This window comes from Nostoc sp. GT001, from assembly GCF_030382115.1.
Classification (GTDB): Bacteria; Cyanobacteriota; Cyanobacteriia; order Cyanobacteriales; family Nostocaceae; genus Nostoc.
Genome location: NZ_JAUDRJ010000003.1, coordinates 1,108,492 through 1,124,811, shown reverse-complemented (window position 1 = coordinate 1,124,811; position 16,320 = coordinate 1,108,492). Strand labels below are relative to the sequence as shown.

General features: G+C 42.7%; 12 protein-coding genes. 9 read left to right on the top strand and 3 right to left on the bottom strand.

Annotation, left to right across the window (positions count from 1 at the left end; all coding sequences use genetic code 11):
• The first annotated feature begins 283 nt into the window (after window positions 1-283).
• From QUD05_RS07675 to QUD05_RS07640, 8 genes are all read left to right on the top strand, one after another.
• On the top strand, window positions 284-2,743 hold the full coding sequence (locus QUD05_RS07675; RefSeq protein ID WP_289795545.1) for an ATP-dependent helicase: 2,460 nt from the start codon (window positions 284-286) through the stop codon (window positions 2,741-2,743).
• Window positions 2,744-3,074: 331 nt separating this feature from the next.
• Window positions 3,075-3,797, top strand: coding sequence for a DUF8738 domain-containing protein (locus QUD05_RS07670; RefSeq protein WP_289795544.1), 723 nt, complete (start codon window positions 3,075-3,077; stop codon window positions 3,795-3,797).
• Window positions 3,798-4,032: 235 nt separating this feature from the next.
• Window positions 4,033-4,230, top strand: a complete 198-nt coding sequence (rpmI, locus tag QUD05_RS07665; RefSeq protein WP_289795543.1) for a 50S ribosomal protein L35 — start codon at window positions 4,033-4,035, stop codon at window positions 4,228-4,230.
• Between the two features lie 19 nt (window positions 4,231-4,249).
• Entirely contained in the window at window positions 4,250-4,606 is a 357-nt protein-coding gene (rplT, locus tag QUD05_RS07660; RefSeq protein WP_289795542.1) for a 50S ribosomal protein L20, read from the top strand.
• A gap of 12 nt (window positions 4,607-4,618) precedes the next feature.
• Window positions 4,619-5,434: a transporter substrate-binding domain-containing protein gene (locus QUD05_RS07655; protein ID WP_289795541.1), complete on the top strand. Its 816-nt coding sequence runs from the start codon at window positions 4,619-4,621 to the stop codon at window positions 5,432-5,434.
• Between the two features lie 76 nt (window positions 5,435-5,510).
• Window positions 5,511-6,035 carry a tetratricopeptide repeat protein gene (locus QUD05_RS07650; RefSeq protein ID WP_289795540.1) on the top strand — a complete coding sequence of 175 codons (525 nt, stop codon included), beginning with the start codon at window positions 5,511-5,513 and terminating at the stop codon, window positions 6,033-6,035.
• Window positions 6,036-6,209: 174 nt separating this feature from the next.
• Window positions 6,210-8,192 (top strand): primary-amine oxidase, encoded by a 1,983-nt coding sequence (locus tag QUD05_RS07645; protein WP_289795539.1) that lies wholly within the window; start codon window positions 6,210-6,212, stop codon window positions 8,190-8,192.
• Between the two features lie 341 nt (window positions 8,193-8,533).
• A complete protein-coding gene (locus QUD05_RS07640) occupies window positions 8,534-9,103 on the top strand; it encodes a peptidylprolyl isomerase (RefSeq protein WP_289795538.1) in 570 nt (189 codons plus the stop codon).
• Window positions 9,104-9,563: 460 nt separating this feature from the next.
• Here QUD05_RS07640 and mutS read toward each other — a convergent pair whose 3' ends face one another.
• From mutS to dnaA, 3 genes are all read right to left on the bottom strand, one after another.
• A complete protein-coding gene (mutS, locus tag QUD05_RS07635) occupies window positions 9,564-12,182 on the bottom strand; it encodes a DNA mismatch repair protein MutS (protein WP_289795537.1) in 2,619 nt (872 codons plus the stop codon).
• Window positions 12,183-12,433: 251 nt separating this feature from the next.
• Window positions 12,434-12,889, bottom strand: coding sequence for a tellurite resistance TerB family protein (locus tag QUD05_RS07630; RefSeq protein ID WP_289795536.1), 456 nt, complete (start codon window positions 12,887-12,889; stop codon window positions 12,434-12,436).
• Between the two features lie 554 nt (window positions 12,890-13,443).
• A complete protein-coding gene (gene dnaA / locus QUD05_RS07625; protein WP_289795535.1) occupies window positions 13,444-14,826 on the bottom strand; it encodes a chromosomal replication initiator protein DnaA in 1,383 nt (460 codons plus the stop codon).
• Between the two features lie 169 nt (window positions 14,827-14,995).
• Between dnaA and QUD05_RS07620 the strand changes: the two genes are divergently transcribed.
• Window positions 14,996-16,237 (top strand): HhoA/HhoB/HtrA family serine endopeptidase, encoded by a 1,242-nt coding sequence (locus tag QUD05_RS07620; RefSeq protein WP_289795534.1) that lies wholly within the window; start codon window positions 14,996-14,998, stop codon window positions 16,235-16,237.
• The last annotated feature ends 83 nt before the right edge of the window (window positions 16,238-16,320 follow it).

Below are 16,320 nucleotides of genomic sequence, written 5' to 3'. Positions count from 1 at the left end.
TTAGGGGGATCAAGATATGTGCAACTTCACATTAAATTGCTATAAAATTATTTATATATGTGATTTTGAATTAAATCCAAAATCTCACATCTCAAATTTTATAAGAAGAATTCAGAACTCAGGAGTCAGAATTCAGTATGAATTCTGTACGAGTGGGTGATGAATATTGGTTAAAACCTCGCCCCTGGTGGGCGAAACTAGGATGAAATTTTTTTCACTAATTTAAAACTCTATCCCTTCATGGGTAGAGTATTCTGAATTCTGAATTCTGACTCCTTTTTATATGTCCGACTCTAAATTTACTATTCCTGTTGTTCAAGAATTACTTGACTCAGAATTGTCTGAGCGATCGCCTATTGCTTCTTTGCAGGAGAAAATTCTCGCAATCCGCAACAGTCTCCGCCCTGGACAGCAGCAAATGGCTGATTGGCAATCTGGGCCTTTGGCGATTTCAGCCGTTCCTGGTGCAGGCAAATCTACCGGAATGGCGGCGGCGGCGGCGATCGCGATCGCCCGTCAATATGAGCGTTCATCTTCCCGCCGTCAGTTGGTAGTCGTTACTTTTACTCGCTCCGCTGCTGCCAATATTAAAGCGAAGATTCGGAAATTTTTAAGAGATGATTTATCCCTACCTCAGACGGGATTTTTTGTCTATACCCTACACGGTCTAGCGTTGAACATTGCCAACCGCCATTCTGATTTATCGGGTTTGCAATTAGAAAATGTCATATTAATTACACCAACCCAAAGTCACCGCTTTATCAGAACTGCTGTAGAACAATGGATTGTAAATAATCCAGATGTATATTTGCGGTTATTAGAAGGTCATCAATTTGATGGAGAAGAGACAGAAAGGTTGCGTCGTCAATCGGTGCTGCGAACAGAAGTTTTACCAGAATTGGCTAATACAGTAATTCATGAAGCAAAAAGTTCTGGGATATCGCCAGAATTGTTGCGGGAGTGGAGTAAACAAACCACAGACGAATATGCAATTTTAAGTGTAGCGGCGGGGTTGTACGAGCAATATCAAAACTTGATGCGATCGCGTGATTTTATCGATTACGACGATATGATTTTAGCCGCACTACGCGTTTTAGAAAACGACAGTGCCCGTCACGTTGAGCAAAACCAAATATTCGCGGTCTTTGAAGACGAAGCCCAAGATTCTAGCCCTCTTCAGACGCAGCTATTAGAAATTTTGGCAAGTAATGGGGGAGAGGCAGGGGGCAGGGGGCAGGGGGCAGGGGGCAGGGAGAGAATAATAACTCCTCAATCATCAGTCATCAGTCATCAGTCAACACTCAATTTAGTGCGAGTTGGCGATCCTAATCAAGCAATTAACTCTACCTTTACTCCAGCCGATCCGATTTATTTCCGGCAATTTTGTGAAGAGTGCGATCGCATCGAACGATTGGCAACGATGGATCGAGCTGGTCGCAGTACTAAAATTATCATTGAAGCTGCTAACTTTGCCCTCAAATGGATCAATAATCAGTGGTTAGCAACAACCAAAACCAACAACAAACAACAGATTCCTGATAACCGACAAGTACCATTTCGCTTGCAGACAATTCGCCCTGTGGAAGTTGGCGATCCGCAAGCTAACGCTAACCCCGCACCCGTAGGACAAGGATTAGAACTTTATACACCGCGCGATATTCATCACACCGTTGAATTGTTATCTCAAAGGGTGATTGAGTTATTTGGTGAAGACCCAGCAAAAAATAGTGCCGCGATTTTAGTCAGAGAAAATCGCCAAGGACGCTGGCTAGGAGAGGCTTTAGCACCTGTGTGCAAAGAGCATAAAATTACACTTTATGATGTGGGAGAACGCGATCGCCGTTCCCATGTTCCCCAAGAAATTTTGGCATTATTGCAATTTTGCGATCGCCCCCACTCCCCCGATTATCTCAAAGCCGCCCTAGAAGCCTTAGTCCAGCGCCAATTAATTCCTACTCAAGACCTCAACGCCCTTGCTAGTCTACCAGAAGAATTTTTGTATCCTAGTCCACTAGCAGCACCCCAATCAGAAACAGTACAAAAAGCTGCTCGTTTGTGTCGCAATTTACTTCGCGCCCGCTTAGAACTGCCTCTTTATCAGCTAATTTCCTTTCTCGCCTTGACCTTAAATTACGACCAAGCAGAATTGGCAACTGCTGACAAACTCGCAGAACGGGTTAACCAGCAGATAGCTGGCAATAGTTCAATGAGTGGGATGCTTTCAGCCTTAAGTGAAATCGTCAGTTCTGAACGGTTTGAACCAGTGGAAACCGAGGATTCGGAAGAACGTTACACCCGTCGTGGTCAACTGACGATTATCACTATGCACAAGGCTAAAGGGCTAGATTGGGACTATGTGTTTCTTCCCTTTCTCCACGAAAACTTGATTCCTGGCAGATTTTGGGTTCCTCCCCAAAGCCAGTTTTTAGGCGACTTTACCTTATCAGAAGTAGCCCGCGCTCAAATTCGCGCTACTCTCCACGAAGAATCTACCATACCGGATGTTAGTCAGGCATGGGAGGTGGCAAAGAATTTGAAAACATCTGAAGAGTATCGTTTACTCTATGTTGCCATGACACGAGCAAAGCTGCTGTTGTGGATGTCTGCGGCGCAGAAAGCCCCCTTTACTTGGAGTAAACCGGACAATTTACAAGAACAAGCGCCTTGTCCGGTGTTTCCAGCATTAAAACGCCAATTTCCTGAATGTGTGGTGAATTTAGCGGCAATGAGCAAACAAGTATAAGGGATGGGACATTGGATATTGGGCACAAGAGGCAGAGGGAAAAAACTTACTGCAACTTCTCCTCTGCTCCCCCGGTTACTGAGCGTAGCCGAAGTTATGCTTTCCTCTCCCCCACTCTCTATAAGGAAACTGAATTAAGAGTGCAACGTCAAACAAATTATGATTCAATTGCGATATTATCCAATACTTCTTGGTTAGGCATCTTTAATTTGGAATTGGGTTTTGGGAAAAGGTTACTGGGTTTGGGTTAAAGCTTTTTTCTTTTCTCTTTCCCCCTTAACCGAGAAGTATGGGATATTATCCGTTCAATTTTTAACAATCAATATATATTATGAAATCAATCACCCAAGCATCTGCCGTAATTAAAAGCACCTTCAAGTCACCCAGAGGAATTTTCTTGACGCTGGTGTTGACAAGCTTGCTATCTTGTGGGTTCGGACTCATTGAAAATAATTCCGCTGGTGCTATTCCTTACCCAGAAGGCACTCAAGTATCCCAATCCCAAGCAAACGAGTTACCGAAAGCGATCGCTAATAAAATTTTACGAAATGCGTCCAGGAATTCCGGCTTGCGTAAACGGGAATTAGAGATTACCCAAGTCACATCGAAAACCTTTAGTAATCCCTGTGTGTTCAAATTTGGAGAAGTTTGTACTAGGGAATACAACCCCATTGAAGGCTGGGAAGTAGTTGTCAAAGTCCGCCAAGATTCGTGGACTTACCATGTCGATAAATCTGGAAAACAAATCATTTTAGATCCCAAAGTGAGTACTTCACAAACATTGCCAAAAGCGATCGCAGATGCAATTTTGAGCGATGCCTCAAGCCGTTCTGGGGTGGGAATTACTGATGTAAAAATTACTCAGGCTACACCAAAAACCTTTGGAAATCTCTGCCAATTCAACTTTGGCGAAGTCTGCACCCAGCAGTACGACCCCGTGGAAGGTTGGGAAGTGATTGTTAAGGTTAAAGAGCAATCTTGGACTTACCATGTGAATAAATCCACTTCGCAAATAATTTTAGATCCCAAAGCTAACGCCACTGAAAAAAGTTAAATAAATCAATGGCTTTGGCTTTTTTCCATATCCTCATTCCGTGCTTTGACCATCAAAGCACGGATATAGTCATTTTTACCATTGGTATAAGCTTCGCGATCGCTCCGAAAACTTGTAGCCAAGTCGCGTTTTAGAACTTCGTAGCGATCGCCGTTGGCTAAATCCTTTATTTAATTGCAGTTATAGCAATTTTAATAGTATATAATAATGGATCGTGTCGAATCAAAGCCAGACCATGCCTAAACTAAAGACTCGTAAAGCCGCGGCAAAACGATTCCGTGCCACGAGTAGCGGTAAAATCGTCCGTCGTAAAGCGTTCAAAAGCCACCTTTTAGAACACAAATCTTCTGACAAAAAACGTGGTATGCGTAAGAGTGCGCTTGTACACGAACGCGACGAACTTAACGTGCGCTTGATGCTCCCATATTTGTAAGTATTTTAGGAAATAAGTTATGACTCGGGTAAAACGCGGTAATGTAGCTCGCAAACGCCGCAATAAAATTCTCAAACTAGCTAAAGGTTTTCGCGGTTCCCATTCAACTCTGTTTAGAACTGCCAACCAACAAGTGATGAAGGCGCTACGGAGTGCCTACCGCGATCGCAAAAAGAAAAAGCGCGATTTTCGTCGCCTCTGGATTACCCGTATCAACGCTGCTTCCAGGCAACACGGCTTGAGTTACAGCCAGTTGATCGGTAACTTGAAAAAAGCTGATATCCAACTAAATCGCAAGATGTTGGCGCAATTGGCAGTCCTCGATCCAGCTAGTTTCGGCAAAGTTGCTGAATTGGCACTTCAAGCTAAAGGATAAAGGTGGTGAGGGATGTATAACAGATGTAACAGACGGCAAGCAATTACTCGGTTACATCTGGTATTATCCGCCACTATCTTTTGGCTTTTTTGCTTTTCTCTAGTAGGGACGGGATTAACTGCATCTGCTGCCGAAATGTCAGAAATTCAGCAGCGGGGCTATTTAAATGTTGCCGTTAAAGATAACTTGCGTCCCTTGGGATTTAAAGATGACAACGGGAATTTGCAAGGCTTAGAAATTGACTTGGCCAAGCGTTTGGCAACTGACTTGGTTGGTAAAGCCGAAGCTGTAAAATTTCAACCTGTAGCGAATCGCGATCGCCTGTCTGTAGTTTTAGACAAGAAAGTTGACTTTGCGATCGCTAGAGTCACAGCAACCGAGTCACGCGCCCGCATAGTTAGCTTCAGTGTTCCCTACTATTTGGATGGCACTGTATTAGTTACAAAAGATGCCTCTGTGCAGCAGTTGAGCGATTTGTCTAAACAAAAGATTGCCGTACTCAACAACTCCAGTACCATTGCTCAAGTGCGGTACTATCTGCCAAACGCCGAGTTAGTAGGAGTGGATTCCTATAAAGAAGCGCGAGAGGAAATAGAAAATAATGCTGCTGTAGCCTTTGCCGCAGATGCTAGTGTTCTCAGCGGTTGGGTGCAACAATATCCTCAATATCGGCTACTGCCAACTAAGTTATCAACTGAACCCTTATGTGTAGTAATGCCCAAGGGATTGCAGTACGATGAGTTTAGACGAAATGTGAATCAAGCGATCGCTCGTTATTTAGAAAAAGGTTGGCTCCAGCAACGCTCTCAATATTGGGGTTTACCGTAAATTGGTCATTAGTCATTAGTGAATAACAAATGACAAAAGACAAATAACAAACTTTATAATATTTGTATTTGCAGCAATGGATAACAGTCTAGCCGTTGTTTATCTCTCAATTTTGGTGGTTATACTCACAATTGCAGCCGTGAGTGTGTTTCGCCAGATTTTCAAAACTCGCAAGGTTGAAGGCTCTTTTGCAAGATTGCGAAAGAAATTAGAGAAAGAAAAGGGTACGACTCAAGAATATTATGAGTTAGGCAGTATTTATTCAGAAAAAAAAATGTACTCTCAAGCGATCGCGCTACTTCAAAAAGCTCTCAAAGCTGCTGAAGAAGAGGGAGAAGAAGATATCGCCCCCATTTACAACGGACTCGGCTATATTTATTTTACCCAAGAGCAATATGACTTAGCAATTCGTCAGTACAAAGAAGCTCTCAAATCTAAACCAGATTACGTAACAGGATTAAATAATCTCGGTCACGCCTACGAGAAGAAAAAATTAACGACTCAGGCGTTACAAAGTTACGAAGAAGCACTCAAATTGGCTCCAAATAACCCTATTGCTAAACGTCGTGCTGAATCTTTACGCCGTTTGGTTTCTGCGTAAGATAATGTCCAGGTAATTAAGCATAATACCCGGAACCCCACCCCGCCATAGCTGTGCTTTAGCAGGGTGGGGTTATTTTATTATAATTAATTTCGCTTTAGCCGCTTAATTTATCGGTTTTCAATCTTAGGCTTGGAAATAGATAACTATAAGTCTTTTGTAAAAATGTAAAAGATGATTAAGCGGCTAAAGCGTTTTTTATGGCTATCTATTGCGATCGTTTCCATCATTTCTATCTCAATCGGATTAATGGAAACATTGATAGCTCAACAGCCTTCTATTTCACATCCTCTCACTTCGCTAACTGAGGTAGAAATTAGCACAGCTGTTTTAGTCATTCAAAAAGAAAAAACTTTGAGCGAAATGGCAGCTTTTCCACTTATTGCTTTACAAGAACCAGATAAAAAAGAAGTTCTAAATTTTACACCGGGTAAAACTTTTGGGCGAAAAGCTTTTTTGGTAGTCTATGAACGTTCAGAAAACAAAACCTTTGAGGGTATCGTTGACCTGACAAGCAAAACCTTAAGTTCTTGGAAAGAAATAGCGTCTGTGCAACCTGCGATCGTTAATTCAGAATATGAACTAGCAACTCAGATCGTTAAAGCCGATCCCCGATGGCAAAAAGCGATGCAAAAGCGGGGAATTAACGATTTTAATCAGGTCAAAATTAGTTGGTGGTCTCCAGGAATCCTCAGTCAGCAGGAAGAAGCAACAGGCAATCGTCTTTGTCGCGGCTTATCTTACTACAAAGGTAAAGGCTGGAACTATTACGGTAGTCCCATTGAAGGAGTCTTAGCAACAGTCAATTTGAACACAGGTAAAGTTGCCAGTTTTATTGATAGAGGAAACGTCCCTTTCTCTAAAGAAAATTGGAATTATGATACCAAATCCTTGGGTAAATTACTGTCACCACTTAAAGCATTGAAGATTCTCCAAGCTAATGGTAGAAGTTTCCAGATCAAAGACAATGAAATTAGCTGGCAAGGTTGGAAGTTTCGCTATTCAATGCATCCTCGTAATGGATTAATGCTTTATCAAGTGACGCATAAAGACGGGGAAAATATTCGACCAGTTTTATACCGCGCTAGCCTCTCCGAAATGGTAGTACCTTATGGCGACCCTAAGCCTAGTTGGTCGTTTAGAAATGCCTTTGATGTAGGGGAATACAACTTAGGTTTACTAGCAAATACGATGGAATTAGGTAAAGAAATTCCTGAAAATGGCTTGTTACTAAATGCTGTATTTGCGAATGAGCAGGGAGAACCTTATCAAATACCAGGGGTTATCGGTATCTATGAGCGCGATCGCGGAATGCTGTGGAAACACTATGAGTATAATACTCAGCGTAATGATGTCCGTCGCGGTCGAGAATTAGTGATGAAGATGACGGTAGCCATTGATAACTATGATTACAGCATCAATTGGATCTTTCACCAGGATGGGACTTTGGAAGTCCAAAATGAATTAACGGGTATCGTATTGACGCAGGGAACGGCTGCCCAAAAGCAATCTGATGATGATTCCTATGGTCGATTAATTGCTCAGAATATCTTTGGAGTAAATCATCAGCACTTTTTCAATTATCGCCTAGATTTCGATGTCGATGGTCAGGCGAATTCTGTGATGGAAATGAATGTGAAAGCTTTACCGATGGATGAGAAAAATCCTTTAGGAAATGCGATCGCACTTTCAGAAACCCCACTAGCCAAAGAAACGGCTGCTGTGCGCGATTTGGATATGAAAAGCAGTCGGGAATGGATGATTGTTAGCGCAGACAAAAAAAATGCTCTCGGTGCTGCACCTGGATATATGCTGATGCCTGAAGGAAACTCGATATTTTTCCCTGTGGAAGGCTCAAAAATCCGCCAAAGGGCAGAATTTGCGACTCATCACGTATGGGTAACAAAATATAAACCTACTGAACTTTATGCTGGCGACGATTATCCCAACCAAACTCAACCCGGACAGGGTTTACCAAAATATATTGCAGACGATGAAGCCTTGATGGGTGAAGATATTGTACTGTGGTACACAATGGGCGTAACTCATATTCCGCGATCGGAAGATTGGCCTGTGATGCCTGTTCACCGAGTTGGCTTTAAGCTAGTCCCTAGAGGATTCTTTAGCCGGAATCCAGCGATAAATTTGCCAGAGTAAAATATTTGTTGGCTCAAGTTTCCTTACTAAAAGGCAGGAGTTAGGAGGCAGGGGGCAGGAGGTTAGGAGTATCAATTAAAACTTTAGTTCTGGGTTTAGAGCCACGTTTAAAGAAAAAATTATACTCAGACGTGCAGCGCGTTCGCGCAGCGTCTCGCAGAAAAGTATAAAGCATCCTTGCTTCAATCCCACTATAAGGGTGGGTTCCTCCTGCCTCCTGCCTCCTGCCTTCGACCTCCTGCTTCCTGAATTCAGGTTTTTTTCATGTCTAAAGGCGGTAACTTGAATGCTGATAGACTTATATAGTTCAAATACTGGCACTAGTTAAAATAGGATATCTAATGAACTTTCCAGAAATTAATATTCCCGGTGATGGAACACTGCACGCTCGTTTAATTACTTCCTTGGGTGAAATTGTAGTTCGTTTAGAAGAAGAGCGAACTCCTAACACTGTCAAAAATTTTGTCGGTCTAGCAACCGGAACAATCGACTGGAAAGACCCTAAAACGGGTCAATCTGGTAAGGGAACTCCAGCTTACGATGGAGTTCGCTTTCACCGGGTCATCCCTGATTTTATGATTCAGTGTGGCGATCCTCTGAGTCGTTATCTAGATACAGCTAACCGATGGGGTACTGGTGGGCCAGGATATCAATTTGAAGATGAGTTTCATCCTGAATTGAGACACACTCGTGCAGGTATCTTGTCGATGGCGAATGCCGGACGCGGTACTAATGGTTCGCAATGGTTCATTACAGAAGCACCAACACCTCACCTTGACAACAAACACAGTGTTTTTGGTGAAGTTGTCCAAGGTCTAGATATAGTTAGCAAAATTGCTAATGTGCCTACAACTAGAGATCGTCCAAATCAAGAAGTGGTGTTACAAAAAGTAGAAATTTTTCGGCAGTAATTAACACCTCAGTTTGTAGTAAGCACTTTAGTGCTTAGAAAATAAGGACTAAAGCCGCATTTCTCACAAGCTCAAGGCGTTTGATGGAGTAGAGGAGAAGTAATGAGTAATGAGTAATGAGTAATGAGTAAGAAGTTATTACTTATTACTTCTTACTTCTTACTTATTACTTCTTACTTCTTATATCATGTCCGCTTGATTGCTTATTAAACCCGAAGAACCCCACCCCCGCCAAAGCTACGCTTTGTCTCCCCTCCCCACTTGCGGGGAGGGGATTAAGGGGAGCCAGTGCGGTCTTGGGGTCTCCCCAAGTGGAGCATCTGGCGTGTGGGGTGCAATGACTGTGGTTAGCATAACTAATTATGCGGACATGATATTACTCATTACTTCTCCCCGGCACTTGCGCAGGCTTTAAGAGGTGTGGTGAGAAATCCGGGTAAAGTCCTTACTACGAACTTGCTTACCCATCGAGATTTTGCAGTCCCATCGCAATCTTACTGTGTTTTTCAATTTGTCCCATCACTTGTTTTGCCCGTTGAATAACTACGGCTGGTAAACCCGCCAATCTTCCCGCTTCAATTCCATAAGACTTATCAGCACCTCCTGGTTGAACTTGGTGCAAAAAGATAATTTGGTCGGGTAATTCTTTTACCGTCACCTGATAGTTAGCTACATTCGGGATAATGCTAGCCAGTTCATTTAACTCATGATAGTGAGTAGCAAAAATTGTGCGCGATCGAATATCAACTGCTATATATTCCGCCACCGCCCAAGCAATGGAAAGACCATCAAATGTTGCTGTCCCGCGACCAATTTCATCTAATAGTACCAGCGACCTAGATGTGGCATGGTTGAGAATATTTGCGGTTTCATTCATCTCCACCATGAAGGTAGATTGACCAGTTGCTAAATCATCTACTGCGCCAACACGGGTAAAAATGCGATCGCATATTCCCAATCTAGCAAACCTCGCTGGTACAAAACTACCAATCTGCGCCATTAACTGAATTAATCCCACCTGACGCAAATAACAACTTTTGCCACTTGCGTTTGGCCCGGTGAGGATGATTAAGTCAGGGAATTGGGAGTGGGGAGTGGGGAGTGGGGGAATTTCTTCTTCACTACTGCCTACTCCCGATTCCCTACTCCCTAATTGAGTCGAATTCGGTACAAAGAAACCCGCAGGTAAAGACTGTTCCACCACTGGATGACGCCCATCAACTATGTTTATCTCCCTTCCTGACAACATTTCGGGACGACAGTAACCTTGATGCACCGCCAATTCAGCCAAACCACACAACACATCTGCCGCCGCCACTGCACGAGACAGATTGCGAATTACTTCCGCCTCTTGTGCTACCTCTTCCCGCAACGCTGTAAAAATCTCATATTCCAACTGATTTAAATCATCTCGCGCCGTCAGAATCCGGGCTTCCCGTTCCTTTAAATCTGGGGTGATGTAACGTTCCTCATTGGTCAGGGTTTGCTTGCGGATATAATTAGCGGGTACTTGGTCAGCTTTGGTGCGAGAAATACTGATATAATAACCAAAAGTTTTGTTAAATCCTACCTTCAGTGTCGAAATTCCTGTCTTAGCTCTTTCATCAACTTCCAAGTTGGCAATCCATTGCTGGTCTGCTTCTACAGTTGCCTTCCTTTCATCCAATAGGGGATTTACACTGGGGCGAATTAATCCACCTTCTTTAATTAGTATGGGTGGCGACTCTACAAGATGTGCGTGTAACTTTTGTGCCAATTCTTCCAATACACTTGGGACTTTCTGCAAAGCTTTCAGGAAGGGAGAACGCGTCTCAACTACTAAATTGGATAATTCCGGTAAGCGTGAGAGGGAATCTGCCAAAGCTACTAAATCTCTAGCATTCGCTGTACCAGAACCCGCCCTTCCGGTGAGGCGTTCCAAATCATAAATTTGGCGCAATAAATGCCGCAAATCTTGACGCAGGGGCGTATTTTCCATCAATTCTTGGATGGTATCTTGCCGCGCCCGAATGCCTTTAATATCGAGTAGGGGTTGCAATAACCACCGCCGCAAAGCCCGCCCACCCATTGCTGTACTAGTTTTATCTAACGCCCAAAGTAGGGAACCGTGAAAAGTGCCATCTCGGACGGTTTGGGTAATTTCTAAGTTACGGCGGGTTTGATTGTCAACAATTAGATAGTCGGTGACAGTGTAGCTGCGGAGTCTTTGAAGAGTGACAGGGTTTTCTTTTTGAGTATCTTCCAGGTATTCTAGAAGACCACCAGCGGCGCGGACGGCAAGGGGAAGATGATCGCAACCAAGTCCTTCGAGCGATCGCACCTTAAATTTCTGCAATAATCTAGGTCTAGCTTCACCTTGAGAAAATGGTACTTGCGATCGCAAACTATAACAAAATGATGGTGGCAAACACTCAGGAAGATGTGGCGAAGTTTCTCCCGGACGCAGCAAACTACCCAAATCCGGCGCATTTGTCGGAACTAACACCTCCGAAGGTTGCAAGCGCATTAATTCTTGAGTCAAATGTTCTAAATCGCTACCTTGAGTAGTAAGAAATTCACCAGTAGAGATGTCTGCATAGGCTAAACCCCAATGATTTGCGGCAATGACTACTGCTGCTAAGTAATTATTGCGACTGGATTTGAGCATTCCTTCTTCTAGCAAAGTGCCGGGTGTAAGAATGCGCGTTACTTCTCGCCGCACCAATCTCCCAGCCGCTTCAGAAGCATCTTCCACTTGGTCGCAAATTACCACTGCGTAGCCTTTTTCTACTAGCATCGTCGCGTAGCGTTCCCAAGCGTGATGCGGAACACCAGACATCGCCACCCGTCCCTGTTCCCCAGCTTGCTTACTAGTGAGAACTAATTCCAATTCTTGTGCTAGTTTGACAGCATCTTGGAAATAGCATTCAAAGAAATCTCCTACCCGATACAGCAATACCGCGTGAGGATATTTATCCTTCGTCTCGACATAATGCAAGTACATTTGACTTAGCTTACTGCGATCCACCTGTAGATGGTCAGAAATAAAAGTACTTGCATCGGGTTTGGTAGATGGAGTTTCGGAGTGAGAGGCGGTCATAGATGCTATCGAGTTACGCACGGAAATTCCACAATATCCGATGATAACGTGATGTGAAAGTTGAATGGCGATCGCTCAAGGATATTTTACTTTTATCTGAAAAATGTTAATTTTGATACAATGCAAAATTCCCAACTTCTTCATGAAGCCGGGAATCTGAACAACTTAATACAAACAAAATTATTTCATATTCTAAATTAGCAACCCCAAATTAAAGATGATAAATGACTGAGATTGCAAGTCAAAAAATATTACTCTTCTTCCTCTTCTTCTCCGAACACTGCGTCTATAAGTTCTTGTGCGCGTTCGTCTGAAATATTTAAGGCTTCTTGAAGTTCAGAGATATAATCTTGTTCGCTTTCGGGTACTTCTTCGTCAATCCCTACTACTAAGATAGCTGTGATGTATGCAGCTTCGCGATAACCTCTATTGGGTAAGGATTCGATAGACTGGGCGATTAAATCTTCTGGTTCTTCTTCTTCAATCAAGCTGACGACTTTTTCGGTCAATTCTTCAAAGTCTTCTTCAGAGTAATCTTCAAATAAGTCAACCCGACCGAGAAATTCACTCAAAGCATATTCTTCTGTGGAAGAAATACCTTCACAATCAGCCGCAGCAGAAAACAACCCCAGAATTGCGATCGCCACTTCTGGTTCTAGAGCAACTGAACTAACACTACGGCCTTTTGGCAAGTTGCGTTTAGACATAATTATCCTCTAAAAGTTACGTGATATTTCAGGAAGTCATATTTTGCGGTTTCTCATGCTTCCTCGATTTATGATTCCCAAAAGAATGCAGAAATATACATTGGGATGAATCTTTTTTTCATAAAAAATACGCAGATAGTAGATTTATCTGCGTATAAAAACGGTTAAACTACCTTAAGCGACTCATCCCATTTATTATTTGATGGGTAAATAAGTTTGTAATAAGGACTTTAGTCCTTGATTTGAGCGCTAAAGCGCTCACTACAAACTCAGCAAACTTAACGGATTACTAGAAAACTCCACAATTTCTATTGCAATCATAGTTAGGCAAGTTTACCTTGTGGAAAACTTGTGGAAAAACCTAGCTAATTTTCCACAAGGTAATTATACTCAATTAAATTTTCACTGTAGAATATCAAGTTTTCCCCAGTTTTTTGCACAATCTAAGTTAAATTTAATCAATTTTTATACGTTACTTAATATTCTTGACTAATTCTTCACCCGTCAAAGCTCATAATTCAGACTGCTGCTTGTGGAAAACTTAAAATAAATCTTCACGATGGTTTTTGAGAACGGCTAGTCATATTGATGCGATCGCTCAGTTGGCGGATGGTTTGTGCTAAAGTGCGATCGCTCTCCTGGAGTTGATTAATTTTATCGCAACTATAGATTACCGTTGTATGGTCTTTACCACCAAACTCCTCGCCTATTCTTGGCAAACTCAAAGCGGTGTGTTGGCGCATCAGATACATTCCTAGTTGACGCGCCCAGCTAATCTCTCTTCTTCGTGAGTTACCTTTAAGGTCATCTATTGAAACATCAAAGTTATCCGCCACAACCTTTAAAATTGCTTCTGGGGTAGCTGCCATTTTTTCATTAGGCGGTTCTAAAACTGGTGTGATATTTTCCACCGTCATCGGTAAACCCCAAATAGAAATATAAGCCACCGCCCGAATTAAAGCTCCTTCTAATTCTCGAATATTAGAAGTGTAGTTAGAAGCAATATACTCAATCACGTCGCGGGGAAGACTAATATTTTCATCCTCAGCCTTTTTCTGTAAAATTGCCATTCTCGTTTCTAAATCCGGCTTTTGGATATCGGCAATTAAGCCCATAGAAAACCGAGAACAAAGACGTTCTTGCAAGCTAGGAATTTGATTAGGCGGACGGTCGGAAGCAATGACAACTTGTTTACCAGCTTCATGTAGAGTATTAAAAGTATAGAAAAATTCCTCTTGGGTATATTCCTTCCCTTCCAGAAACTGAATATCATCAACTAATAAAACATCAGCCGCTCGGTAATGCTCTCGAAAACTTTGCATACTATCCTTACGGATGGCTGTAATTAAATCATTAGTAAACTGCTCAGTAGAAACATAAAATATTTTACAATTAGGAGAAATTGCATAGCGATAATGACCAATAGCTTGCATCAGATGAGTTTTACCCAAGCCGACACCACCGCATAAAAATAAAGGATTAAACTCTTTACCCGGAGATTCTGCAACTGCCAAAGAAGCAGCATGAGCCATGCGATTGTTAGCACCAACTACAAATCGCGAAAAGACATATTTAGAGTTTAAGTCAGTAGTTTTATGATTGTGATTAGCTACAACTTCAGAAATACTGCTGGAATTTGGTGATTCCCAAGCAACCTCTCGTTCACTAAAATGAGAAACTTCATCACCTTGAGCAACCGTAATGTAAATTCCCACGGGATGACCGAGAATATCTTGGACTACATGAGCAATAGTATTGATGTAATACTTCTGTAACCAATTACGAGCAAATGGGTTAGGAGTGCGGATAACCAAACAATTATTTTCTAATCGCTCTGCACTAGCAGTTTTGATCCAAGTTTCAAAGGTAGGTCGGGATAGTTCAAGCTTTAGGCGCTCTAGTACCTGACTCCACAGACTTTCTATGGGAATTTCCATTATCCACCACCTTTGCTGCTAATCGTCACAATAGAAGAGAAAGCACTAATTTAGCATTGAGACACGCTAGACCTAAAATAAGCTTTTAAGTTGTAACCATTTTGGGACATACATACCCAGTAGGCAAGATCCTAACACCCACTGACTGACAAGGGAGAAGCAACGACACATGAAGATAACAAACCATCACTCAGCACCCAAAAAGATTAAAACCAGGGGCTTACCCCAGAGGTTGTGGATGCTCTCATATGGGGTAGCAGTGGTGTTCCTGGGGAGCTGCTCTCTTCTACCTGCTAGGACTGTTGATAATCAGCAAAGCGATACTCAAGCCCAAAACACAACAGAACCTAATCCGGTAATTGTCCCCCCGCAGATTTTCTCTTCGTCTGGAGATCCTAATTTTGTCGTGAAAGTAGTGCAACAGGTGGGGCCTGCGGTAGTTCGTATTGATTCTTCCCGAACAATCACTTCTCGCGTACCAGACGAATTTAACGATCCATTTTTCCGGCGGTTTTTTGGAGAGGGAAGTCCACAGCCTAGACAACGGGTAGAGCGGGGTAGTGGCTCTGGATTTATTATTAACTCTTCTGGTCAAATTGTTACCAACGCCCATGTGGTAGATGGTGCTGATAGAGTGACTGTTATACTCAAAGATGGCCGGACTTTTGATGGGAAAGTTTTGGGTGAAGACCCGGTAACAGATGTGGCAACGATTAAAATTGACGCTAATAATCTGCCAACTCTAGCTGTGGGTAACTCCGATACCTTGCAACCAGGAGAAGCAGTAGTAGCTATTGGCAACCCGTTAGGCTTGAATAATACCGTCACTTCTGGAATTATTAGTGCCACAGGTCGTTCTGGTAGCGATATTGGTGCTAGTGACAAGCGGGTTGATTACATCCAAACGGATGCTGCGATTAACCCTGGTAATTCTGGTGGGCCATTGCTTAATGCTCGTGGACAGGTAATTGCGATGAACACAGCTATTATTCGCGGCGCTCAAGGTTTGGGATTTGCTATCCCTATTAACACTGTACAAAGAATTGCCCAGCAATTAATTGCTACAGGTAAGGTGGATCATCCTTATTTAGGTGTCCAGATGGTGACACTGACACCAGAAATTAAAGAAAAAATAAAAAATGGAGCAGGCGATCGCTTAAATCTTACAGCAGATGAAGGCGTTTTGCTGGTTGAGATTGTGCCGCGATCGCCTGCATCTATAGCTGGACTACGAGTCGGCGATGTGATTAAAAGCATTAACAGCCAGCCTGTTACTAAAATTGAAGAAGTACAAAAGCTAGTAGAAAAGAGCAAAATTGGTACTAAATTACCCATAGAAGTGGAACGCAATGGGCAAATTGTCCAAGTAGGAGTTCAACCTGCTCCTTTGCCTGTGAGACGTGAAGGATAATACTTGTCATTTGTCATTGGTCATTTGTAAATAGTTCTTCTTCCCCTGCTCCCCTGCCCCCTTACTCCCCATTACATAAAGGA